The 23,394-nt window shown below is 47.5% G+C and carries 29 protein-coding genes; 21 read left to right on the top strand and 8 right to left on the bottom strand.

Going from position 1 to position 23,394, the window contains the following annotated elements; genetic code table 11:
- Positions 1-46: 46 nt before the first annotated feature.
- Positions 47-532: an FxsA family protein gene (locus tag BQ5809_RS09820; RefSeq protein WP_003786616.1), complete on the bottom strand. Its 486-nt coding sequence runs from the start codon at positions 530-532 to the stop codon at positions 47-49.
- 150 nt (positions 533-682) lie between these two features.
- Here BQ5809_RS09820 and BQ5809_RS09815 point away from each other — a divergent pair, with 150 nt between their 5' ends.
- The 20 genes from BQ5809_RS09815 to BQ5809_RS09720 all read left to right on the top strand — a co-directional run bounded on the left by BQ5809_RS09815 (position 683) and on the right by BQ5809_RS09720 (position 17,973).
- Complete coding sequence (locus tag BQ5809_RS09815) at positions 683-1,423, top strand: M23 family metallopeptidase (RefSeq protein WP_003786619.1); 741 nt, start codon at positions 683-685, stop codon at positions 1,421-1,423.
- 146 nt (positions 1,424-1,569) lie between these two features.
- Entirely contained in the window at positions 1,570-2,496 is a 927-nt protein-coding gene (gene era, locus BQ5809_RS09810; protein ID WP_003790235.1) for a GTPase Era, read from the top strand.
- Positions 2,493-2,813, top strand: a complete 321-nt coding sequence (locus BQ5809_RS09805) for a DUF4298 domain-containing protein (protein WP_003786623.1) — start codon at positions 2,493-2,495, stop codon at positions 2,811-2,813. The genes era and BQ5809_RS09805 overlap by 4 nt, the downstream gene beginning before the upstream one ends.
- A 5-nt stretch (positions 2,814-2,818) precedes the next feature.
- Complete coding sequence (gene mnmM / locus BQ5809_RS09800) at positions 2,819-3,382, top strand: tRNA 5-(aminomethyl)-2-thiouridylate-methyltransferase MnmM (RefSeq protein ID WP_003786626.1); 564 nt, start codon at positions 2,819-2,821, stop codon at positions 3,380-3,382.
- Positions 3,383-3,401: 19 nt separating this feature from the next.
- Positions 3,402-3,779, top strand: a complete 378-nt coding sequence (locus tag BQ5809_RS09795) for a SirB2 family protein (protein WP_003786628.1) — start codon at positions 3,402-3,404, stop codon at positions 3,777-3,779.
- 223 nt (positions 3,780-4,002) lie between these two features.
- Entirely contained in the window at positions 4,003-5,667 is a 1,665-nt protein-coding gene (locus tag BQ5809_RS09790) for an electron transfer flavoprotein-ubiquinone oxidoreductase (RefSeq protein ID WP_003786629.1), read from the top strand.
- 266 nt (positions 5,668-5,933) lie between these two features.
- Positions 5,934-7,766 (top strand): SurA N-terminal domain-containing protein, encoded by a 1,833-nt coding sequence (locus BQ5809_RS09785; RefSeq protein WP_003786631.1) that lies wholly within the window; start codon positions 5,934-5,936, stop codon positions 7,764-7,766.
- Positions 7,767-7,918: 152 nt separating this feature from the next.
- The gene (gene panC / locus BQ5809_RS09780; protein ID WP_003786633.1) at positions 7,919-8,755 is read left to right on the top strand and encodes a pantoate--beta-alanine ligase; all 837 of its coding nucleotides are present in this window, start codon (positions 7,919-7,921) and stop codon (positions 8,753-8,755) included.
- Positions 8,756-8,759: 4 nt separating this feature from the next.
- Positions 8,760-9,677, top strand: a complete 918-nt coding sequence (locus BQ5809_RS09775; RefSeq protein WP_003786635.1) for a bestrophin family protein — start codon at positions 8,760-8,762, stop codon at positions 9,675-9,677.
- Positions 9,678-9,805: 128 nt separating this feature from the next.
- Positions 9,806-10,141 carry a YbaB/EbfC family nucleoid-associated protein gene (locus BQ5809_RS09770; protein WP_003786638.1) on the top strand — a complete coding sequence of 112 codons (336 nt, stop codon included), beginning with the start codon at positions 9,806-9,808 and terminating at the stop codon, positions 10,139-10,141.
- Between the two features lie 21 nt (positions 10,142-10,162).
- Positions 10,163-10,654, top strand: coding sequence for a 5-(carboxyamino)imidazole ribonucleotide mutase (gene purE, locus BQ5809_RS09765; protein WP_003786639.1), 492 nt, complete (start codon positions 10,163-10,165; stop codon positions 10,652-10,654).
- A 75-nt stretch (positions 10,655-10,729) separates the two neighbouring features.
- Complete coding sequence (gene hemH, locus BQ5809_RS09760) at positions 10,730-11,743, top strand: ferrochelatase (protein ID WP_003786642.1); 1,014 nt, start codon at positions 10,730-10,732, stop codon at positions 11,741-11,743.
- 94 nt (positions 11,744-11,837) lie between these two features.
- Complete coding sequence (locus BQ5809_RS09755; protein WP_003790254.1) at positions 11,838-13,148, top strand: tetratricopeptide repeat protein; 1,311 nt, start codon at positions 11,838-11,840, stop codon at positions 13,146-13,148.
- 140 nt (positions 13,149-13,288) lie between these two features.
- Positions 13,289-14,047, top strand: a complete 759-nt coding sequence (truC, locus tag BQ5809_RS09750; RefSeq protein WP_003786648.1) for a tRNA pseudouridine(65) synthase TruC — start codon at positions 13,289-13,291, stop codon at positions 14,045-14,047.
- Between the two features lie 10 nt (positions 14,048-14,057).
- Positions 14,058-14,987, top strand: coding sequence for an ACP S-malonyltransferase (fabD, locus tag BQ5809_RS09745; protein ID WP_032827704.1), 930 nt, complete (start codon positions 14,058-14,060; stop codon positions 14,985-14,987).
- Positions 14,930-15,250 carry a hypothetical protein gene (locus tag BQ5809_RS09740; protein WP_407928294.1) on the top strand — a complete coding sequence of 107 codons (321 nt, stop codon included), beginning with the start codon at positions 14,930-14,932 and terminating at the stop codon, positions 15,248-15,250. The genes fabD and BQ5809_RS09740 overlap by 58 nt, the downstream gene beginning before the upstream one ends.
- A 39-nt stretch (positions 15,251-15,289) precedes the next feature.
- Positions 15,290-16,036 (top strand): 3-oxoacyl-ACP reductase FabG, encoded by a 747-nt coding sequence (gene fabG, locus BQ5809_RS09735; protein ID WP_003786654.1) that lies wholly within the window; start codon positions 15,290-15,292, stop codon positions 16,034-16,036.
- A gap of 87 nt (positions 16,037-16,123) precedes the next feature.
- Positions 16,124-16,924, top strand: coding sequence for a serine O-acetyltransferase (gene cysE, locus BQ5809_RS09730; protein WP_003786656.1), 801 nt, complete (start codon positions 16,124-16,126; stop codon positions 16,922-16,924).
- Between the two features lie 17 nt (positions 16,925-16,941).
- Complete coding sequence (gene gcvH, locus BQ5809_RS09725) at positions 16,942-17,325, top strand: glycine cleavage system protein GcvH (RefSeq protein ID WP_003786658.1); 384 nt, start codon at positions 16,942-16,944, stop codon at positions 17,323-17,325.
- Positions 17,326-17,337: 12 nt separating this feature from the next.
- Positions 17,338-17,973 carry an arylesterase gene (locus BQ5809_RS09720; RefSeq protein WP_003786660.1) on the top strand — a complete coding sequence of 212 codons (636 nt, stop codon included), beginning with the start codon at positions 17,338-17,340 and terminating at the stop codon, positions 17,971-17,973.
- A 56-nt stretch (positions 17,974-18,029) separates the two neighbouring features.
- On the opposite strand, the gene lipA is transcribed toward BQ5809_RS09720, so the two are convergent.
- The 7 genes from lipA to BQ5809_RS09685 form a co-directional block, all read right to left on the bottom strand.
- Entirely contained in the window at positions 18,030-19,025 is a 996-nt protein-coding gene (gene lipA, locus BQ5809_RS09715; RefSeq protein WP_003786662.1) for a lipoyl synthase, read from the bottom strand.
- 80 nt (positions 19,026-19,105) lie between these two features.
- Positions 19,106-19,723, bottom strand: a complete 618-nt coding sequence (locus BQ5809_RS09710) for a hypothetical protein (RefSeq protein WP_003786664.1) — start codon at positions 19,721-19,723, stop codon at positions 19,106-19,108.
- Positions 19,723-20,355, bottom strand: coding sequence for a hypothetical protein (locus tag BQ5809_RS09705; protein ID WP_032133466.1), 633 nt, complete (start codon positions 20,353-20,355; stop codon positions 19,723-19,725). The genes BQ5809_RS09710 and BQ5809_RS09705 overlap by 1 nt, the downstream gene beginning before the upstream one ends.
- 69 nt (positions 20,356-20,424) lie before the next feature.
- A complete protein-coding gene (locus tag BQ5809_RS09700) occupies positions 20,425-21,150 on the bottom strand; it encodes an SDR family oxidoreductase (RefSeq protein ID WP_003786668.1) in 726 nt (241 codons plus the stop codon).
- Positions 21,151-21,369: 219 nt separating this feature from the next.
- A complete protein-coding gene (lipB, locus tag BQ5809_RS09695) occupies positions 21,370-21,972 on the bottom strand; it encodes a lipoyl(octanoyl) transferase LipB (protein ID WP_003786672.1) in 603 nt (200 codons plus the stop codon).
- Between the two features lie 3 nt (positions 21,973-21,975).
- On the bottom strand, positions 21,976-22,248 hold the full coding sequence (locus tag BQ5809_RS09690; protein ID WP_003786674.1) for a YbeD family protein: 273 nt from the start codon (positions 22,246-22,248) through the stop codon (positions 21,976-21,978).
- Positions 22,245-22,436, bottom strand: coding sequence for a hypothetical protein (locus BQ5809_RS09685; protein WP_019389948.1), 192 nt, complete (start codon positions 22,434-22,436; stop codon positions 22,245-22,247). Before BQ5809_RS09685 ends, BQ5809_RS09690 begins: the two co-directional genes overlap by 4 nt.
- On the opposite strand from BQ5809_RS09685, the gene ylqF reads away from it, so the two are divergent.
- On the top strand, positions 22,435-23,373 hold the full coding sequence (ylqF, locus tag BQ5809_RS09680) for a ribosome biogenesis GTPase YlqF (RefSeq protein WP_003786679.1): 939 nt from the start codon (positions 22,435-22,437) through the stop codon (positions 23,371-23,373). The two genes, BQ5809_RS09685 and ylqF, sit on opposite strands and share 2 nt — an antisense overlap.
- Positions 23,374-23,394 lie beyond the last annotated feature (21 nt).

The raw sequence follows: 23,394 nt of genomic DNA, 5'->3' as shown, positions 1-23,394 counted from the left end.
AGCCTGCACTTTTTAAAAATAGGGTGCAGGCTGCTTTTTAAATGGTTTACGAGCGATTTTCTAACTTGGCTGGTGTGTTATCGTTGGATTTGGGCTGCACCACAAAATCGCCGTCAATAATGTCATCGTCATGCGGTTTGCTGGATTGACTGCGCTGTCCGTAGGCAAAATGTTGCTCAAAATGGGCTTGATTTTGCGTGCTGGCAATCGGTTTGCCCTTAAACGGAATCAGCAACAACAGCGCAACAATGCTAGACAAGAAACCCGGAATCATCAGCAAAAAACCCGCCATGGGAATGCGAATCGGCAGCAGCATTTGATACCATGAAATTTGCCCTTTGTTTCGCAGCAATTCGCCCGCCATAAGCACTTTGCTGATGCCTGCATTGCGGCGAATCAGAAACGAGCCAACAAAAAAGCTCAAAATAATCAAAGCAAAAGCGGCTAATCCGCCAATCATTTTGCTAACCAGAATAATAGATAAAATTTCCAGCGCAATGGAAATCAAGAAAAAAATGCCGATAAATTGCATGGTGTTGTCCTTTGTTTTACAGTCGGTGCCAAGTCGCAAAGATAAAGCCAAGTTTGTGTGAAAACAAGATAATGTCTGCGAAACAAGGCGTAAAAAACCGTAAATATCCAGCCGAGCCAAGTGCAGGCTGCTTTTTAAGGAGTATGCGTAATGCGTTTACCTAATTTTTCAATGATTTATGTATTGGCGATTAGCCTGCTGCTGTCGGCGTGTTCGGGCGTGTCCAATAACACGGCAAGCGGTTCGTGCAATTCGCCCAGCATGGGCTTTTATTGCGTGAAAGCGGGCGATAATTTGTATCGCATCGGGCAAAGATATGGCGTGTCGGTTGCCAATCTCAAATCGTGGAATCAACTGAATGGCGACCATATTCGCGCAGGACAAATGTTGCGCGTACAAAAAAGCACCGCTCGCAGCAGCACCAGCAGCAAGCAGCCTGCAAGCGCGACTTCTCTGCTGATGCCTGTGGCGGACGGTACGATTATTCAGTCGTATTCCGATAGCACGCGCAGTATTCAAATTGCCGCACCGCAAGGGTCAAACGTGTTGGCGGCGGCGGACGGCATGGTTATTTATGCTGGCGAAGGCTTGCGCGGCTATGGCAAATTGATGTTGATTCAGCATAGCAATCAACTGATTACGGCATACGCGCACAATCAAACTTTGTTGGTGGGCAAAAATGCGCGAGTGAAGCGCGGTCAGCCTGTGGCAACGGTTGGCAATACCGCTCGTGCCGATGGACGAAGTGCGCTGCATTTTGAAGTGCGACTTAATGGCAAAGCGGTTAATCCTGCGCCGTATTTGAATGGTGCGATGAAAAGCAGCCTGTATTTTCATTTGATGTGGTGTGCAGGCTGCTTTGTTGATTTGGGCGGTGGCAACGTTGTATAGCCGCGTGCGATTGGGTATGCATTATCCGATTGATTTGTTTGTGTCGGTTTGGATTGCGTGGGGTGGCATGGGTGTGTATTCGCATGGGGATTGCCTAAATGGGCGAGCCATTTCAATCAATCCAAATAAAACAGAAAGTAAATATTATGAACGTAGAAGAATTTTTAGCCAAAGAACAAGCCGCTGCGCAAAATTATCGCTGCGGATTTATTGCGATTGTGGGTCGTCCGAATGTGGGCAAATCCACGCTGATGAACCATTTAATTGGGCAGAAAATCAGCATTACCAGCAAAAAAGCGCAAACCACGCGCCATAAAGTAACGGGGATTTACACGGATGATACGGCGCAATTTGTGTTTGTGGATACCCCAGGCTTTCAAACCGACCATCGTAACGCTTTGAATGACCGCTTGAATTTGAATGTAACCGAAGCGATGAGTGGCGTTGATGCGATTGCGTTTGTATTGGAAGCGATGCGATTCACGGAAGCTGACCGCACGGTGTTGAAACAGTTGCCGAAAAATACGCCTGTTGTGTTGGTGGTAAACAAAATTGATAAAGATAAGGCGAAAGACAAACTCGCGCTCAATGCGTTTATTGAGCAAGTTCGCGCAGAATACGAATTTGCGGCGGTGGAAGTCGTGAGCGCAAAACACGGTTTACGCATTGCGAATTTGTTGGAAACGCTGAAACCGTTCCTGCCTGAAAGTGTGCCGATGTACCCCGAAGACATGGTTACGGATAAATCCAGCCGTTTCTTGGCGATGGAAATTGTGCGCGAAAAATTGTTCCGCTATTTGGGCGAAGAATTGCCGTACGCGATGAATGTGGAAGTGGAGCAATTTAAAGAAGAAAACGGTATGTATCACATTTATATCGCGGTTTTGGTGGACAAGGAAAACCAAAAACCGATTGTCATCGGCAAAGGTGGCGAAAAACTGAAAAAAATGTCCACCGAAGCGCGTTTGGATATGGAAAAACTATTTGATTGCAAAGTGTTTTTGAAAGTTTGGGTGAAAGTGAAATCGGGTTGGGCGGACGATATTCGTTTCTTGAATGAATTGGGTTTATGATGAAAAATCAACAAGATGAAATCAACCGCGTGCAGGCATTATACCGCGAATGGACGCAGCTTTTGCCGCAGTTGCAAGCCGATTTGGCGCGTTATAAACGAGCTGCCAACTTGGTGGCGCAACTGGAAGCGTTTTACACCGATGGCAGCTATATGGCGTTGATGGAAGCCGAGCAACAAGGCGCGGTGTTTGATACGCAAACGGCTGGCGAATACAGCATTTTGAGCGAGGACGCGATATTTAACGCGCTGGGCGATTTTCGCCACATCACGCTGCAACGGCTCAAAAGCGCAGTGGCAGCATTGGACAGCGAGTAAGCAGCATGGCGTTGTTGGATATTTTGCCGTTTACGCACGAGTTGTTGCGCCAACACATTCGCGTGGGCGATACGGTCATGGACGGCACGGCTGGCAATGGGTATGACACGGCATTTTTGGCGCAATGCGTGGGCGAATCGGGCAGGGTAGTGGCGTTTGACATTCAAAGAGCGGCGATTGAAGCCACACAAAATCGCCTGTTACAACTGGGTTTGACTGACCGCGTGCAGCTGATTCAGGACGGACATCAACACGCGGCGCAATATATCTCGCAGCCCTTGTCGGCAGCGGTGTTTAATTTTGGCTACTTGCCACGTGGCGACAAAAGCATTACCACGCAAGCGCAAACCAGCGTTGCCGCGGTGCAGGCTGCTTTGGACGCATTGCAAGCGCAGGGCATAGTGTGCGCGGTGTTGTATAGCGGTCATGCGGCTGGCAAACCCGAAATGCAGGCGTTGCTTGACTATGCCAGCAGCCTGCCACACAATCGCTTCCGCGTTTTGCGCTACGAATTTATCAATAAGCAAAATTGTCCGCCCATATTGTTGGCGATAGAAAAATTGGTTTAAAAGTAAAGGATTGAATAATATGGAAAGTTTGTATATTCCCATTAAACATACGCACGTTTTTTTGATTACGTTGAGCATTATTTTGTTCAATATTAAATTTTGGCTGAAATTTATGCAGCCACAAAAACCATTGCATTTGCTGTGGCGCATTGTGCCGCACATTAACGACAGTATTTTGCTGTTTACAGGCATGATGATGATGGTGATTGCGAAGTGGGCTCCGTTTGGCGCAAGTAAATGGCTGGGCGTGAAATTGTGCTTGGTGGTAACGTATATGGTGTGCGGTATTTTTGCGATTCGTAGCCCAGCGCGTACAACAAAAGCGTGGATTGCGTATGGCGCGGCGATGTTTGTGGTGGCGTGCGTGGTGTATTTGGCGCGATTTAAGCCGATTTAAATCAATAAGATAAAAAATATGAAAAGTGCAGGCTGCTTTGTTGTAGGCATGAGTGCATACAGAACAAGCAGCCTGCACATTTAATCAACAAAATATAGTGATTTAAATTTAGATTAGTACGGCGTTGCCAACTCCCTTATGTACTACGCGTACACGGCGGTCGTTGTCGCCTTGTCCTAATCTAAATTTAAACCACTATAAAAAACAAAAAAGGAATACACAAATGACCCAAGAACTAGAACGTGACAGCATGGCATACGATGTCGTGATTGTGGGCGCAGGTGTGGCAGGCTTGTCGGCAGCCATTCGCTTGAAACAACTTGCCGCCAAACAAGAGCATGAAATCAGCGTGTGCGTGTTGGAAAAAGGCAGCGAAGTGGGCGCGCACACTTTATCAGGCGCGGTGATTGACCCACGTGCATTGAGCGAACTGTTCCCCAACTGGCAAGAATTGGGCGCACCGCTGCAACGCTCGGTGGAACACGATGAAATCTGGTTTTTAACGCAAGACAAATCGTGGCAAATGCCGATTGTGCCGCCCAGTTTTCAAAATCATGGCAACTATATTATTAGCTTGGGTTTGTTGTGCAAATGGTTGGCGGAACAAGCCGAGCAGTTGGGCGTGGAAATTTACGCAGGTTTTGCCGCTGCCGAAGTGTTGTATCACGAAAATGGCGCGGTAAAAGGTGTGGCAACGGGCAATATGGGCGTGGGCAAAGATGGCGAGCCAACCGATTCGTTTCAGCTTGGCATGGAATTGCACGCGCAACAAACAATTTTTGCCGAAGGGGCGCGTGGCTCGTTGAGCAAACAAATCATCAAGCAATTTCAATTAGATAAACATTGCCAAGCGCAAACGTATGGCTTGGGCATCAAGGAAATTTGGGAAGTGCCAGCCGAACAATGTCGCGCAGGCACGGTGATTCATACTATGGGTTATCCGTTGGATAGCCAAACTTATGGCGGTTCGTTTATTTATCATTTGGACAACAATCAAATCGCGCTGGGTTTGGTGGTGGGGCTGGATTATCAAAATCCGTATTTGTCGCCATTTGAAGAGTTGCAACGCTTGAAATTGCACCCCAAAGTTCGCGCCATGTTGGAAGGTGGTCGCCGAATCGCTTATGGCGCACGCGCTTTGGTGGAGGGCGGTTTGCAAAGTTTGCCAAAATTGAGTTTTGCTGGTGGCGCGTTGGTGGGCGATGCGGCTGGCTTTTTGAACGTGCCACGCATTAAAGGTAGCCACACGGCAATGAAATCGGCAATGTTGGCAGCCGAAGCGATTTTCCCATTGCTGGAAAACAGCGAACAAGAGCAGCCTGCACACGGCAAAACCGCAGCGCGTTATCAAGGTTTGTTTGAAAACAGTTGGTTATACCAAGAATTGCGCGCCGCGAGAAACATTCGTCCTGCGTTCAAATGGGGCTTGTTGCCTGCGATGGCATACACTGCGTTGGAACAATATGTGTTCAAAGGCAGAACGCCTTGGACGTTGAAGCACCACGGCAGCGATGCAAGCAGCCTGCAACTGGCGGCAAATTGCACACCGATTGATTACCCCAAACCAGACGGCAAATTGACGTTTGACCGATTGAGCAGCGTGTTTTTGGCAAATGTGTCGCACGAAGAAAACCAGCCTGCACATTTGCAACTGTTGCGCCCAGATGACGCGATTGCAGTCAATTGGCAGCAATACGCCAGCCCTGAAACGCGCTATTGCCCAGCAGGCGTGTACGAAATCGTGCAAGAGCAGGGCGCAGAACCGCGTTTGCAAATCAACGCCGCAAACTGCATTCATTGTAAAACGTGCGACATCAAAGACCCAACGCAGAATATTCAATGGAATTGCCCAGAAGGCGGCGGTGGCCCAAATTATGGGGCGATGTAGAATCGTGTAGCGGAAAATGTGCAGGCTGCTTTGGAGCTATTCTAAAAGCAGCCTGCACATTCGTTTTCTGCTATAATCCGCCCATTTTTCGCGCCTAACAATATGCAGGCTGCTTTTCGCGCGAAGTCATTATAGTGATTTAAATTTAGATTAGTACGGCGTTGCCAACTCCCTTATGTACTAGCTGTACACGGCGGTCGTTGTCGCCTTGTCCTAATCTAAATTTAAACCACTATAAAATCACATTACTTTTTGAGAATCACTTTATGTTTCATATTATTGAAAAATACCGCATGCCAGCGCAATTATTGTTGGGCGCGATTGGTATTTCGTTTATTGGATTTGGCTTGGCTAATTTTGATATTTCAACCGACAAAAACTACATTGTCCGTGTGGGCGACCAATATATTACGCGCGATGCCTTGGAGATTGCCATTCGCAATAGCGAGCAATCGGGTGGCGTTGCCGACCGCAATCAAGTGTTCCAAATTTTATTGAATCGTGCCTATTTGCAAGAAGGTGCAAAACGCTTGGGCATTGTGGTTTCCGATGCGCAAATCAAACAAGCGGTGGTGGATACGCCCGAATTTCACGATGCTAATGGCAAGTTTGACCCAGCTAAATTCCAAGCCTTTTTGCAGCAAACGCATTTGAGCGAAGAGCAATTTATGGCGCAAGAACGCGAGCGTTTGACTTTGACTGTGCTGCTCAACACGCTCAATCAAGGCACGGTTAGCGATGAGCAAGCCATGCAGTTTGTGAACGCGCGATTTGCTGAACGCACCATTCGTACCAGCGTCTTCAATCCCGAAAATTACGCAAAAGACGTGAAAATCGATGACGCAAGTCTGCAAAAATTCTACGATGCCAACAAGCAAACTTATGCTTTGCAGCAGGGCGTGAAATACGATTATATTGTGTTGTCGCCCAAAGATTTGTTGGACAAACAAACCGTGAGCGATGCCGAAGTGCAGGCTGCTTTGAAAGACGCGCAAGCCAATGCCAAACCAACACGTAAAATCGCACATATTTTGATTGAAGCACCCAAATCGGCAGACGAAGCCACGCGCAGTAAAGCCAAAGCGCAAGCCGAACAAGTGGCAAAAGAAGCGCAAGCCGCGCCTGAAAAATTTGCTGATTTAGCCAAACAATATTCGCAAGATGCAGGCTCGGCGCAATCGGGCGGCGAGTTGGGTAATTTTGCCAAAGACGGTTCATTGCCAGCCCCTGCGTTGGAAGAAGCGGCATTTAAACTGGGCGAAGGCGAAGTGAGCGGTGTGGTGGAAACCGATTTTGGCTACCACATTGTGCGCGTAACCGATATTCAAGCGATCGATGTAGCGGCTTTGACCGAACGTGTGCGCCGCGAGTTGCAAGAGAAAAAAGCGCAACAAGCCTACAACAAAATGCGCGATGAATTGAGCGAAGCTGTGTTTGCCAGCAACAACGATTTGGCAGCCGCCGCCAGCAAATTTGGTTTGACAGTGCAAAAACAAGGCGAATGGCTGACTCGCGCTAATGCAGCGGAATTGAAAGTGCCAACCGCGGTGGTAGATGCGGCGTTGAGCGATGAAATATTCAGCAAAAAACAAACGTCTGATGCAATTTCGGCAGACGGCGCAACGTGGTTTGTTCGCCCGACTGAAACCCGTGCAGCAGGCACAGAACCGTTGGCAAATGTGCGTGAACGTGTGCAGGCAGATTGGGTGCGTTCGGAAAGTGTGCGTTTAGCGCGTGAAGCGGCGCAAAAAGCAGTTGAAGCCTTGCGTAAGGGCGAAACGCCAACTTTGGCGTGGATGCCAGAGCAAAAAGTTGTGCCGATGCAAGTGCAGGCGTTAATTTTGCCGCAAGATTATGCTCAATTTATTGCCGCGCAACCGAAAAATGGCAAACCTGCTTTTGCGGTGGTAGAGCGCGGTGGCATGGTGGAGTTGGTGGAGGTGAAGAGTATTGCCACGTTGAACGACCCGAAAATTTTGAATGCCATTAAAGCAGAAATCGCCCAAGTTCGCGGTAGTGCACTTGCCGAAGCCTATATTGACGGTTTACGCGCCCAAGTACCAACCGAACAAGGTTCGCAAAAAATAGCAGACGAGTAATCTGAAATAAAGTGCAGGCTGCTTTTAAATATTGAAAAAGCAGCCTGCACTTTGCGTTAAAACGTAGGTTGGGGTCTCGATCCTGACACAATCCGAATAATATACATAACTGTCGGGGTCAAGACCCCGCTCTACAACAGAAAGCCAACATCATGCAAATCATTCACAGCATTGAAGCCCTGCGTCAATGGTGCAAAACCGTAGGCAGCGTGGCATTTGTGCCAACCATGGGCAACCTGCACGAAGGACATTTATCGCTGGTGCAACGCGCCAAACAAGAAGCCGAACACGTTGTCGTGAGCATTTTTGTTAATCGCCTGCAATTTGGTCAAGGCGAAGATTTTGATAAATATCCGCGCACGTTGGAGCAAGATGCCGCTAAATTGCGCGATGCAGGCGTGACGGTGTTGTTTGCGCCCGATGAACGCGAACTGTATCCCAACGTCAGCCAGCAATACCAAGTTGAACCGCCACATTTGCAAAACGAATTGTGTGGTGCATTTCGTCCCAATCACTTTCGTGGCGTGGCAACGGTTGTAACCAAATTGTTCAACATTGTGCAGGCAGACGTCGCCTGTTTTGGCAAAAAAGACTATCAGCAGTTGGCGATTATTCAAGGCATGGTTGCCGATTTAAATATGCCGATTCGCATTGTGCCTGTGGACACGGGACGCGCTGATGATGGCTTGGCTCTGTCCAGCCGCAACCAATATTTGAGCGCAGACGAACGCGTCGAAGCACCGCGTTTGTATCAACAATTAACATGGATTGCCGATGAAATTCGCGCAGGCAATCAAGCATATAGCGAATTGGAAAACGCTGCCAAAGATGTATTGATTTCGTATGGTTGGCAAGTGGATTATGTAGAAATCCGCGAAGCAAGCAGCCTGCACGTTGCGCGTTTGGGCGATAAAAAACTGGTGGTGTTGGCAGCAGCACGTTTAGGCAGTACGCGCTTGATTGATAATTTAGAAATAGAATTGGTGTAAGCTCATGATTGTACGCGATAAACGCAATGGCTTAACCCTACTGCTGGCGTGGCGTGGCACGATTTTGCCGACTATTTTGCCGTCCATTATTGTGTTGAGCAGCATTTCGCTGGTGTTGGAGCAAGCGGCAGAACGCGCGTGGTTTGTGTTGCCCGAACCGCCTGTGCTGGGGTTCAGTATTTTTGGCATTGTGCTGTCCATTTTCTTGGGTTTTCGCAACAACGCTTGCTACGAACGCTGGTGGGAAGGGCGCAAACAATGGGGCATACTCATCGCCACTCAACGTCATTTAGTACGCGATAGCCACATTTTGCCCGATGACGAACGCGAATTGTTTTTGCAACAAAGCATTTTGTTTACCAAATTACTGCGTGACCGATTGCGCTATCAAGCCGCCAATCCCGATTTGTTTCTGCAATACGACAAACTCAATGCGCGATACAAACGCATTCAATCGCTGGGTGAACACATCAATCCGCCGCAACTGGTGCTTGAAAATATGCAGCAGCAGTTAATCTACAATCTGCGCGATGGGCATTTGAGCGATATTGTCTATGCCGCACTAACCGCGCATTTGGAAAAACTCGGTAGCGTGCAATCCAACTGCGAACGCATCGCCAGCACGCCTTTGCCGTTTTCGTATTCCGTGATGCTGCACCGCACCATTTATAGCTTTTGCGTGATGTTGCCATTTGGTTTACACAGCACGCTGGGAATTTGGTCGCCTGTATTGGTGGCGTGGTTGGTGTATTTGTTTTTGGGATTGGACGCATTGAGTGCACAACTGGAAGAGCCATTTGGTAAGCAAGCCAATGATTTACCGCTGGATTTTATGACACGCATGATTGAGCGCGAAATCTTGACAACGCTTAACCAACCCATTCCCCCCGCGTTAGCGGTGCAAGATTATGTGTTGAGTTAAAGCATAGAGTGTTATACTTTCGCGCTTGAAAATCACGGCAAGCAGCCTGCACGCCGAAAATAAAATGCAGGCTGCTTTTTAAATTAAATTAAATTAAACTGAAATTTACATTAACAAGGAAACCCAAAATGTTCGGAAAAGCAGGACTGGGCGGCTTAATGCAACAAGCCCAAAAAATGCAAGACAATATGAAAAAAGCCCAAGCCGAGTTGGCACAAACCGAAGTAGAAGGTCAAGCAGGCAATGGATTGGTTAAAGTGCGCTCAACGTGCAGCCACGTGATTACCAGCTTGGACATTAGCCCCGATTTGATTAGCGAAGCCGCAGACGACAAAGAAATGCTGGAAGATTTAATCTTGGCAGCCATTGCCGATGCCCACGAAAAAGCCGAGCAAACCACATCGGCGCGTATGTCGCAATTCACACAAGGTTTGCCACCTGGTTTTGGTGATTTCTTTAAATAAATCCAACAAGGAACACGCGCAATGGTTAAAGTTGGTATCATCATGGGCAGCAACAGCGATTGGAATGTGATGGAAAACGCTGCCAAAATTTTGGAACAATTTGGCGTGGCATACGAAGCCAAAGTTGTGTCCGCACATCGCACGCCCGATTTGATGTTTGAATACGCCAAATCCGCTCAAAGTCGCGGTTTGCAAGCGATTATCGCAGGGGCGGGCGGTGCAGCGCACTTACCTGGAATGGTGGCATCGCAAACCACCTTGCCCGTGTTGGGCGTGCCTGTACCGAGCAAATATTTGCGTGGCGAAGATTCGCTGCTGTCTATCGTGCAAATGCCCAAAGGCGTGCCTGTTGCCACTTTTGCGATTGGCGAAGCAGGTGCAGCCAATGCCGCTTTATTTGCCGTGTCGCTGCTGGCAAATCAAGATGCGGAGTTGGCACAAAAATTAGCCGATTTCCGTGCTGCACAAACGCAAACGGTGTTGGAGATGACTTTACCTGACGTGGTTGTCTAATCTTCAAAAGCAGCCTGCACATTTTTTGTTGATTAAACGTGCAGGCTGCTTTTCCTTTTTTATGGATACTTTGAGATGACTTTTCAAACCGAATACCCAGTCCCATTTGGCGAACAAGAAAAAATAGGCGTTTTACTGATTAACTTGGGAACGCCTAGCGCACCTACACCCCAAGCCATTCGCCCTTATTTGCGTCAATTTTTGTCTGACCACCGTGTCGTAGAATTGCCCAAATGGTTGTGGCAACCGATTTTGCGTGGCTTGATTTTGCCGTTTCGTGCCAAAAAAAGCGCGCACGCCTATCAAAAAATCTGGCTAAAAGAAGGCTCGCCGCTGATGGTGTTTACCCAACGCCAAGCCGAAGGTCTGCGCCACCGCTTGCCGCCTTATGTTCATGTGGATTTTGCCATGACTTATGGCAAGCCCAGCGTTGCCGAAAGCATTGCCGCGCTCAAAAGTAAAGGTGTAGGGCGATTGATTGTGTTGCCATTGTATCCGCAATACGCAGGCAGCAGCACAGGCGCAGCATTGGACAAAGTGTGGCAAGAATTGCTGCAACAACGCAATCAAATGTCGGTGTGTAGCATTTCGCGATTTTATCGCCACCCCGAATACATTAAAGCCCTTGCCAACCAAATTCGCCGCTACCGTGCCGAACATGGTGCAGGCGACAAACTCATGTTCAGCTTTCACGGCATTCCGCAACGCCAACACGATTTGGGCGACCCCTACCCATACGAATGCAAAGAAACCGCCCGTTTGGTTGCCGAACAGTTGGGTTTGCGCGAACAAGATTACATCGTCTCGTTCCAAAGCCAATTTGGTAAAGCCAAATGGGTTGCACCGTCCACGCAAGACCTGTTTACCGAGTTGCCCAAAAAACACGGCGTAGAAAAACTAGACGTGATTTGCCCCGCTTTTGTGTCCGATTGCTTGGAAACAATGGAAGAAATCGCCATTGCAGGACGCGAACAATTCCACGCAGCAGGTGGCACGCAATTTCACTACATTCCGTGTTTGAACGACAATCCCGATTTTTTGGACGCGCTGGCAAAAATTGTGTACGAACACAGTGCAGGCTGCTTTTAGATAGTCAGTCGCTTGGCTGATTTATTGCTTGAAAAGGACACAAAGTCGTATAATATCGGCACTTATGTCTGTAAATATAGAAAAGACTAGAATTATGCAATACGCCAATATTTTTTCCTCTTCTACTCAGCCACTTGTCTATACCGATGATACATTGGTACAACGTGGCGACATCGTTTTGCGTTTGCGCGAACACGATGGGCGCGTTGTGAGTGCAGAAGTAGCAAAGGTGTGGCAACCTATGTATTACGAAGACGGTAGCCCATTGGGTGTGGTGCTGGTGGCTGCCAATGCCGACTTGGACGAACAACCCGCATACGAAACTTTTGTGCATACCGAACCTGATGGTAGCCAAAAAACCTATTTCAAAACCGCGATTATGCTCGACCAATCTTTGGTTTACAGCAATTTAAGTCCGCTGTTTCGCGATGGACAATATGTGCGCGAATGGTTGCGTAAAAAAGGCGAAATTCGTGTGCGCCAAGTTAGCGAAGAATACGAATATCCCAATAAAATCAACAATGAAATCTTCCGTCATGCCGTTGTGAATATGGCACAAAATGGCAATCCAGCCGCCACGTTTGCCATTGGTTTGTGGCAGCGCGATGCCGAAAAAATGGACAGAGCTGCTAAATGTTTCCGTGCTGCCGCGCAACAAGGGCATGCCCCATCTTGGGTAGAAATTGGCATGATGTATGCCGCCAGCGACACCAATGTACAAAACATGCGTTATGCCGCCGAATGTTTCCGTCACGCAGCCGAAGCAGGTAGCGCATTTGGCGCATATCGCTTGGCAAAATGCTATATTGAAGGCATTGGCGTTGCACCCGATGATGACATGGCATTGATGTTGTTAAGCAAAGCCGCGTCGATGGGCTTGAACAGCGCGATTTTGGATTTGGGGATTTATTATCGCTATGGACATTTCAACAACCATCGTCTAATGAGCGATTATGTGTCCAAACACAGCAGCGAACCCGATTTCAAGCAGGCGTTTGAATGCTTTTCGGCAGTGGTTAAACAAAACTGGACGCGCATCGACTCGGCAAAATACCATTTGGCAGAATGCTATCGCTTGGGCATGGGCGTGGAGCAAACCGACCCACAAAAAGCCATTCGCTTGTATCAAGAAGCATCGGAACACGGCTATTTGGAAGAAGACGAAATCCAACAAGCCGCCTATCGTGCAGGCAATATTGACCGCTTAACCGAAGCCGCGAATGTGGGCTATCCGCTAGCGGCGTACTTGCTAGGTCGCATGTATTGGAATGGCGAAAATGGCTTGAAAGCCGATGTGATTCACGGTGGCGACTATTTGTACATTGCCGCCGAATCCGAACACCCTTGCGCTGTCGAAGCCAAAAAACTGTTAAGTCAAGGGCAAGGCAGCTGGGAATTTGAATAGCCGTTTTGAACAGAAAAAGCAGCCTGCACATTGTATTTACAAAAAGTGCAGGCTGCTTTTTATTTTTCAGATGTGGTCAGAACACGGCGTTGCGCCGCCGTACCCACGCTTGAATCTGCTCTCCGATTACCCTATCCACCATGATTGAAATCCTAACCCAAACCGAACACTATGTTGTCGTGAACAAACCAGCAGGTATGTTGGTACACCGCTCGCGGCTCGACAGCCAAGAAACCGTGTTTTTAATGCAAACCCTGCGCGACCAGCTTGGGCAGTTGGTTTATCCTGTTCATCGTTTGGACAAGCCGACTTCGGGCGCGATGTTGTGGGCGTTGAACAGCGAAGCAGCGCGTTGGTTCACGCAACAATTTGAGCAAAAACAAATCCGCAAGCACTATTTGGCAATCGTGCGTGGCTGGACAGAAAATGTAGGCTGCATTGATTATCCGCTCAAAGAACAGCTAGACAAAATCGCCGATATGCACGCTCAAAGCGACAAAACCGCGCAAGCAGCTTGCACCGAATACCAAACTTTGCAGCGCAGCGAATGCCCGTTTGCCAGCAGTGCGCGTTATGCCACATCGCGTTATTCGTTGCTGCACATCACGCCCAAAACAGGGCGCAAACACCAAATCCGCCGCCACATGAAACACATTTTTCACCCGATTGTGGGCGATACCACGCATGGTGATTTGCATCAAAATCAAGCTGTTAATCAATTTTGTAGCAACCGCAGGCTGCTTTTGCACGCCAGCAGCCTGCACTTTACCGACCCCATTTCGCAGCAAAACATCAGCATTCACGCGCCCACCGATAGCGCATGGCAACAAACGCAGGCTGCCTTGTTTGCCGCCGAATATGCTATGATGCCAACTGATTTTTCACTCTATGTTGAATAAGGACAACAACATGACTTTTGCATTTTTTTTTGCAGGACAAGGCTCGCAAAGTTTGAATATGATGAACGGCTTTGACGGCGAAAACGTGGTGCGCGAAACCTTTGACGAAGCGTCTGCCGCGTTAAACGAAGATTTGTGGGCGATGATGAACGGCGACAATGCCGACATCATCGCGCAAACCGTAAACACGCAACCGCTTATGCTAGCGGCTGGTGTGGCGACTTATCGTGCCTATTTGGCGGCAGGTGGCAAAGCACCGAGCGTGGTTGCAGGGCATAGTTTGGGCGAATATTCGGCTTTGGTTGCCGCAGGCAGCCTGCACTTTGCCGATGCCGTGAAATTGGTGCGCGTGCGTGCCGAGTTAATGCAATCTGCCGTACCGCAAGGCGTGGGCGCAATGGCAGCGATTTTGGGTTTGGACGATGACGTGGTGCGCCAAATTTGCGCGGACGCGGAACAAGGCGAAGTGTGCGAAGCCGTGAATTACAATTCAGTCGGTCAAATCGTGATTGCAGGCAACGCGGCGGCGGTGGAACGCGCCATGTCAGCCGCCAAAGAAGCAGGTGCGAAACGCGCGTTGCCGTTGCCTGTGTCTGTGCCGTCGCATTGCCGATTGATGAAACCTGCGGCGGAAAAATTGGCGGACTATTTGCAAAATGTGGCGTTTAATCAACCGCAAATCCGCGTGATTCACAATGCAGACGTGGCAAGCTACAACGATGTCGCGCAAATCAAAGACGCTTTGGTGCGCCAGTTGTACAGCCCAGTTCGTTGGACAGAAACGGTGAATTTGTTGGTAAACGAAGGCATCGCGCAATCGGCGGAATGTTCGCCAGGAAAAGTGTTGGCAGGTTTGGCAAAACGCATCAACAAAGACGCGGTTTGCACGGCTTTGACTTCACAAGCGGCGGTGGAAGAGTTTATCGCAGCGCATTCGTAAAAAGCAGCCTGCACATTGGGGATAAAATCATGGTCATCGCTTGTTCTATTTTGGCAGCTTGTATTACGGCTATGATGCTGTTTTATTTGTTTTTTGGCGATTGGGAAGATTTTGTCGCGTGTGTCAAATTTTGGTTTACGCCCAATATTATCAGCGCATTGCGTGGGCAGTATTACGATGATATTTGGGCGGAACTCAAACTATTTTTGTGGCTGGCAATCAGTATAGGCGAAGGCGTTTTGGTTTATGTGAAATTTTCATAAACAAGCAGCCTGCACATTCAATCAACAAGGAAAATCAACATGACAACTCAAAATTTAACAGGAAAAATCGCGCTGGTAACAGGCGCATCTCGTGGCATTGGCGCAGCGATTGCCGACACATTGGCGCAAGCTGGCGCAACCGTTATCGGCACGGCGACTTCTGAAAATGGCGCAACCGCCATTGCCGAGCGTTTGGCGCAATGGAACGGCACAGGTCGCGCCCTGAATGCCGCCGATGAAAACGGCATTGAAAACCTGATTAGCGAAATTGAAAAAGAATTTGGCAAATTGGACATTTTGGTCAACAACGCAGGCATCACGCGCGATAACTTATTGATGCGTATGAAAGACGATGAATGGGACGACATTATGAATGTAAACCTGAAATCCGTTTATCGCGCCAGCAAAGCCGTGATGCGCGGCATGATGAAACAACGTGCAGGTCGCATCATCACGATTACATCGGTGGTCGGCACAATGGGCAACGCAGGGCAAACCAACTACGCCGCTGCCAAAGCTGCGCTGCAAGGGTTTAGCAAATCATTGGCGCGTGAAGTGGGTTCGCGTGGCATTACCGTGAATTGTGTCGCCCCAGGTTTTATTGACACCGACATGACTCGTGCTCTGCCCGAAGACACGCGCAAAATGTTTGAAGCGCAAACCGCGCTCGGTAAATTTGGCGAAGCACAAGATATCGCAGACGCGGTGCTGTTTTTGGCATCAGACCAAGCGCGTTACATCACAGGACAAACGCTGCACGTTAATGGCGGTATGTTGATGCCATAATGCGCTGCTAATGGTGCAGGCTGCTTTGTATGATTGAAATAGCAGCCTGCACTTTTCATCATGCCATAACATAAAAAAGGAACACCCATGTCCCATTCGTTTGATATGTGGCAAACCATTCGCACCGAAGTGGAATCCGCCGCGCGAGAAGAACCCATGTTGGCGAGCTTTTTGCATTTGACCGTGTTGCGCCACGACAGTTTGGCGCGAGTTTTGGCATTTCACTTGTCCAGCAAATTGTCGGGCAGCACCATGGACGCGCGCGCTTTGTATGAAACTTTTTTGCGCGTGCTGGAACGCAATCCCCATATCGCCCAAGCTGTTGAGCGCGACATCGCTGCGTGTTATGACCGCGACCCTGCTTGCGATGCCTATTCGCTGCCGTTGCTGTATTTTAAAGGCTTTCACGCGATTCAAACGCACCGCATTAACCACGCGCTGTGGCAAGACGGACGCAAAACGCTGGCGTATTTTCTGCAAAATCGCGCATCGGAAGTGTTTGGCGTGGACATTCACCCAGGCGCGAAGTTTGGCTGCGGCATAATGTTTGACCACGGCACAGGCATTGTGATTGGCGAAACGGCGGTGCTGGGCGATGACATTTCGTTGCTGCATGGCGTAACGCTGGGCGGTTCGGGCAAAGAAAGCGGCGACCGACACCCCAAAATCGGCAACGGCGTGATGATTGGCGCAAACGCATCGGTGCTGGGCAATATCTACATTGGCGACCGTGCCAAAATTGGCGCAGGCAGCGTGGTGGTACGCGATGTTGAACCGCAAACCACGGTGGTGGGCGTGCCAGCCAAAGCGGTTGGTTTGTCGCGCAATACGCCGTCTGCGGATATGGACCAGTCATTGTTATGTGATGATTTTGTATTCATGATTTAAATAAATAGGATAAAAAAATGGCTCAAATCCCCAATCATTTGTATTACACCGCGCAACACCAATGGATTCGCCAAAACGAAGATGGCACGGCAACGGTGGGCATTACCGATTTCGCGCAAGAAACGCTGGGCGATATTGTGTTTGTAGAATTGCCCGATGTCGGTACAGAATTGGCGGCAAATGTGCAGGCTGCTTCGGTGGAATCGGTTAAATCCGCGTCCGATGTGTACGCGCCTGTGGCAGGCAAAGTGGTTGCTATTAACGAAGATTTAATCGCCAATCCCGAAGTGGCAAACGAATCGCCCTACGATGCAGGCTGGTTTTTTGTGGTGCAACCCAACCAAGCCAGCGATATCGCTACCTTGCTCACTGCCGAGCAATATCAAGCCGAAACTGCGTAAGGAATCAGCATAATGATGACCAAACCATTCAATCGCCGCCATTTTTTGCTGACGACTGCGGTTTTGTTGGCAGCAACGGCTTGCGGAGGCAAAAAAGCAGGTACGCGCATTGCATCGGGCAGCACGGTGTTGGCATTGGGCGACTCGCTTACGGCAGGTTATGGCGCAGGCAAGGGCGAAGATTACCCCACGCAGTTGGCGCAAATCACAGGCTGGAAAATCATCAACGGCGGCGTGTCGGGCAATACCAGCGCGCAGGCATTGGAACGATTGCCCGAGTTGTTGCAACAAAACCCGAAATTGGTGCTGGTGAGCATTGGTGGCAACGACTTTTTGCAAAAGAAATCGGAAAGCGAAACCATTGCCAACATCAGTCGAATTATAGAAACAGTGCAGGCTGCCAAGATTCCTGTGGTGCTGGTGGCGATTCCGTATTTTACGGCTGGCGCATTGCTGGGCAGCGTATCCGAACATCCTTTGTATGACGATTTGGCGAAGAAATTTGATGTGCCGTTGCTCAAAGGTGCGTGGGCAGACGTGTTGGGCGATAAAGATATGAAGTCGGACGCGGTGCATGGCAATGGCAAAGGCTATCGCTATTTTGCCGAAGAAATGGCAGATTTTTTGAAAAAGCAAGGGTTTAGATAAACAAAAGCAGCCTGCACTTTATATTTGCAAAGTGCAGGCTGCTTTTTGTTGTGCGTTTAATGATGACCGCAACCGCCAGACGGTTGGTTTTCAATTACATCTTTCGCTTGCATATCAGCATGATACGAACTGCGAACCATCGCGCCAATCGCCGCATTGGTAAAGCCCATTTCATACGCTTCTTTTTCAAATTGCTTAAACATATCAGGCGTAACATAGCGCAACACAGGCAAATGCCCATCAGACGGTTGCAAATATTGCCCCACTGTAATCATTTCAATGCCATGTTCACGCATATCGCGCATGATTTCGCGCACTTCATCGTCCGTTTCGCCCAAACCAACCATAATCCCCGATTTAGTCGGAATATGCGGCATCATTTCACGGAAACGGCGCAACAATTCCAGTGAGTGCTTGTAATCCGCCCCAGGGCGAGCTTGTTTGTAAAGGCGTGGGTGCGTTTCTAAATTGTGGTTCATCACATCAGGCGGATTTTTCGCCAAAATGTCCAACGCAATATCCAAACGTCCACGGAAATCAGGCACTAAAATTTCAATTTTCGTATTCGGGCTGCTTTCGCGAATCGCGTTAATGCAATCGGCAAAATGTTGTGCGCCGCCGTCGCGTAAATCGTCTCTATCTACCGATGTAATCACAACGTATTTCAATTTCATCGCAGCAACCGATTCCGCCAAATTTTTCGGCTCTTCGGGGTTAAGCGCGTTCGGACGACCGTGTCCCACATCGCAAAACGGACAACGGCGCGTACAAATATCGCCCATAATCATAAATGTTGCCGTGCCATGACTGAAACACTCGCCAATATTCGGGCAAGATGCTTCTTCGCAAACGGTGTGCATTTTTTGTTCACGCAAAATATTTTTGATTTCAAAGAATTTTTTTCCTGTTGGGATTTTGGCGCGAATCCATTCAGGTTTTTTCAATTTTTCTTCAAGCGGTACGACTTTAATCGGAATACGCGCCGTTTTGCTTGCGCCTTTGTGTTTCACGCCTTGTGCATTGTCTAGTGCGTTAGTTGGTTCTGTGGACATAATATTATTCTTTCTTTTTGCAATCAAAACTTTTCAGGCTGTCTGAAAATTTAACAAATTATTAAGGATTGGTTGAAATGCTAAGGTTTCGTTTTTTTCAACGCCAAAACAGGTGCGCTGGCATCATTCCAAATTTTAAACTTCATTACATAGGGGGTTTGATTCACTTTAACAGTAGGTTTCACGGAAAATATAGCAGCAACAACGCTTGTTACCATCTCTTCAATGCTTTTTTCTACTACTGTATTATCGGTTGTTGTACCAAAAATTAAATAAGGACTTTCTCGTGATGAAAAATTATGGCATTGAAAGCTTTGTTTCCCTAAATTTTTAGCTATATCAAGGTAATTACCATCTTCATTGGATAAGCAAGCACTATATTCCACTTTGTATGTGGGTATTTGATTATTACCACGATAAATCAATAAATAAGCTTTATCATCTTTTAATTGGAAGCTCACACGCTTTACACCATAGGTGAAATTCCCCCAAGAATTAACCACATCATATTCGCCTGCTAATGCTTTCATGTGGTCAAGTGCCTGTGTAGGTAAAACTTTTAATGGTTTATATTCTTCAAAAGTAGCTGTTTTTTTGTCACCAAGTAAATCAGCGGTCATATAGCCACCACCTGTTGCGCAAGCGGTTAGATTCAATGTTATTGCCATGCTTAATGCACACAAAACTAATTTATTCATTATGGATGCTTTCTAAAATATTGATTGATAGAATCATAAATAGCAGAAGCGGTTTCAGGTGTAATCGCAATAGTACGATTTGCAAAAGCATTTTTTAAAAGAATACTATCGCGCGCATTAGAAACTAAAACAGGCGTTTTATCATGCTGTTCATTTTCAACATACCAAGCAGTTTTTTCTTTCGCTGCGCTTGTAACAGAACAATTCAAAGTCTTAATTTTTTCATTGATTTGTTGTAATGTTTGTTCACGTTGAGCTAAAGGCTGTTTTGCCCAATCAATAAACGTTTTGTAAATTTCTTTGCTAGAATCATTGGATTGATGAACACAATGCAAATATCCATTTTCACCATACCAACCTGATGAAGAAATTCTAACAAACGAAGGCTCTTGATTGGATTCAGGTATTAACGGAGAACAAGCATTTAAACGAAGCGTTTTAGGCTCGCTCATTTTTTCCAATCCATATGAATCAACCATTTTTTTGTCGTGTCGCATAAAAAGATGAGTATTTTTATTGTATTGTTCTGCCAGTACCATTTTCAATCCTGTGCAATCCAATGGTTTTTGATGACTACTAGAACAAGCCGACAAAATAAATACAAAGCCAAAATATAAAATGATTGGTTTCATATGAATATACCTTACATATAAAATATAGATTTAACAAATTTGCATGCTGCCTGAAAAAATATTCTCTGATTATAAACCTTTCCGCATAATCCGTTGTCCCAACGTTGCGGAAATGCGGTTAATCCAATACAACAACTTCGTTTTGCCAGCCATCATTTCAAAATGGTCGCGTTGAAAATCGCGCCAAAATTCCGCCGCCAATTCATCGGGCGAAATTTTTAAATTAGCGTGTCCCTTGCCTTGCGACATCGGTGTAGCAACCATTGGTGGCAAAATCTCAAACACGCGCACAGATGAATTTTCCATTTGCCAACGCAAAACTTGCGAAAAACTGTGCAATGCCGCTTTGGTCGCGCAATACAAAGCGCAGGTTTCTTTCGGCACAATCACCAAACCTGACGATACATTGACAACCGCCGCTTCCGATTTCGCCGTTAAAATCGGTAAAAATGCGAGCGTTAATTGCGCTGGTGCAGTTAAATTTACGTTGATTTCTTGGGCAATTTCATCATCATTTTGCGTGTCAAAACGCTTGGTAAATTGAATGCCAGCATTGTTAATTAAAATATTTACATCGGGAAAATCGCGCACCAAACGCGCACGGTCTTCCGCGTTTGCCACATCGGCTACGGCAATGCGGCAGCCTGAAAGTTTCGCGGCAGCTTGTTGCAAAACATCTTCGCGGCGACCAACCAAAATAATTTGGTTGCCAGCCGCGTGGAATTGTTTGGCAAGCGCAAAACCAATGCCTGTTGCGCCGCCTGTGATTAAGACTGTGTGTCCGTTTGTTTTCATGTTACTTCTCTTGGTTTTCAGGCAGCTTTTCAATACACGATAAAACTATTCAGGCTGCCTGAAATCATTGTAGGGGCGGATTTTAATATCCGCCCATTTTAAAATATTGAGTAATTTTAAAATGTTGTGGTAACTACAAGCGAGTGGATATTAAAATCCACCTCTACATTGTCGCTGTATTCACAAATTGTCGTGTAATAAAAAGCTGCCTGAAAAAATTTACGCCAATTCACGCACCAAATGCGCGGTTAATTTCTCCGCCACTTCACTCAAAGGCGGACACGGTTGCACCAAATCCGCGATTTGCACCATTTCCAAGCCAGCATAACCGCATGGATTGATTTGATGAAACGGCTCTAAATCCATATTCACATTCAACGCCAATCCGTGATACACCGAACCATTTTTAATCCGCAAACCGAGAGACGCAATTTTGCGCTCGCCCACATACACACCAGGGCGGTCAGGGTCATTCGCCGATACGATGCCGTATTCCGCCAAAGTCGCGATAATCGCATTTTCCAATGCGGAAACGATGTGGCGCACCGATTGTTTGCGGCGTTTGAAATCAATCAGCGTATAAACAACCAGTTGCCCCAAACCGTGATAAGTAATTTGCCCCCCACGGTCAATTTGCACCACAGGAATGCTGCTTGAAAACAATAAATGTTCAGGTTTGCCAGCCAAGCCTTGCGTAAATATGGGATTGTGTTCCACCACCCACAGCTCGTCTTCTGTGTCGGCGGTGCGTTGTTCGTTGAATTGTTTCATCGCGCTGAATACGGGTTCGTAGTCGCGCGTGCCAAGTTGTACGATTTTCATGATTTAAAACACAACTTTAACCATATGATGTGATGTTACGGCGCGGTAAATATTGTCCAAATGTTCTTGGTTTTCCGCGTATACGGTAACGGTTGCGCCAACAAAATTGCCGCCCGAACTCGGACGTAAAACAACGTGTTCTTCGGTTGTATTGGGCGCGTGTCGCTGAATAGCTTTCAAAATTTCGGCTACAAAATCAGGGTGTTGTGCGCCCATGATTTTGAGTTTAAAGTTGGTGGGAAATTCAATTAACGATTGTTTTTCTTCAGGATTCATTTTGCTGTCCTTATCACAATAATTGGGTGCGAATTGTACCGCAAATGTAGGCAGCCTGCACTTTTTGCAAGGTGTTTGGTTCGCGTGTTGGGGTGCAGGCTGCTATAATCCAGCGAATTTAAATCACACAAAAAAGCAGCCTGCACATGGTTTGCAGCCTGCTTTTCAATACAGAAAGACAACATCATGGCAATCCAATGGTTTCCGGGACACATGAACAAGGCGAAAAAAGCCATCGCCGATCGCTTAAAAAGCGTGGATATGGTGATTGAAATGCTGGACGCGCGTTTGCCTGCGTCTAGCGAAAATCCGCTTTTGGCACAATTATCCAAAGGCAAACCAAAACTGAAAATTTTAAATAAACAAGACCTTGCCGACCCTGAACGCACGGCGATTTGGCTCGCGCATTACAACAGCATGGAAAATACCAATGCGATTGCGCTAGACAGTTCGGAAAAATCTGCCGCACCGAAAATCACGGCAGCTTGTCGCGCACTCGTGCCGAATCGCAAGGGGATTGAAAAACCGTTGCGCGTGTTGATTTGCGGCATTCCGAATGTGGGCAAATCAACATTGATTAACGGCATGATTGGCAAAAAATCGGCAAAAACGGGCAATGAACCTGGCATTACAAAAGCGGAACAGCGTTTGTTTTTGGCAGACGATTTTTGGTTGTACGACACGCCTGGTATGTTGTGGCCGAAAATTATTGTTGAAGAAAGCGGCTACAATTTGGCGGCTTCGGGCGCAGTCGGGCGCAATGCGTTGGACGAAGAAGTGGTGGCATTGGAATTGTTGGATTATTTGCGCCGACATTATTTGTTGATGTTACAAGAGCGTTACGCGGCGGACAAAGACCCGTCTAGCCATTGGAATGATACGCAATGGCTTGAATGGATTGCGAAAAAACGTGGTGCAGTGTTGAGCGGTGGGCGTGTGAATTATCAGAAAGCGGCAGAAATGACTTTGACGGATTTTCGCGAAGGCAAAATCGGGCGCATTACGCTGGAAACGCCGCGCCAATGGGAAGAATGGCTCAAAGCGGCGCGGAAACGTGAAGCGGAATTGAAGGCGCAACGCGAAGCGAAAAAAGCGGAACGCAATGGGCAAAGATCGCAGGAATAAAGAAAAGCAGCCTGCAATTTG

Origin of the sequence: Kingella kingae ATCC 23330 (genome assembly GCF_900111845.1) — a bacterium.
Lineage (GTDB): Bacteria > Pseudomonadota > Gammaproteobacteria > Burkholderiales > Neisseriaceae > Kingella > Kingella kingae.
The sequence above is the reverse complement of the archived record's forward strand: the minus strand, read 5'-3'. Positions and strand labels throughout refer to the sequence as shown.